The organism is Paenibacillus sp. 01T431, from assembly GCF_056398625.1.
Window position 1 is genome coordinate 1 of record NZ_JBFTPT010000080.1, and the last position, 413, is coordinate 413.

1 protein-coding gene is annotated in these 413 nt (G+C 68.0%); it reads right to left on the reverse strand.

Annotation, left to right across the window (positions count from 1 at the left end):
- On the reverse strand, positions 1–209 hold a 209-nt coding region (locus AC1DM9_RS34555; RefSeq protein WP_477584521.1), incomplete at its 3' end, for a response regulator transcription factor.
- Positions 210–413 lie beyond the last annotated feature (204 nt).

Consider the following 413-nt stretch of genomic DNA (forward strand, 5'->3'; position numbering starts at 1 on the left):
GCATGCTGGCGCACCCAGTTCACGACCTCGTAGCCGCTCATGTCGGGCAGTTGCCAGTCGATGACCAGCAGGTCGAACACCTGGTCGCGCAGCGCGCGCAGGAAGTCCGATCCGGCGGCGAAGCTCGTACACGTAAAGCCGGCCTCCTCGAGCAGTTGTCGGATCTGTGCGGCCTGGCTGGGGTCGTCCTCCACGGAGGCAATTCTCATACATCCCTCTGATGACTGCCGCCGATGTGTGGCGCGGCCGCRTCATGTTACCCAAACGCGCGACGGCGCGTCGAGGCTCCGTTCGAGGGGCATGCAACAGTGTTGCGGCGCCGCTGCGACGGCGGGGGATGGCGCGGGGCAAGCGCAGCATTGGGCCCGCACGTTTGAAACGATGGCCAGCGGGGCCGCGCGCGCGCCCTGCCG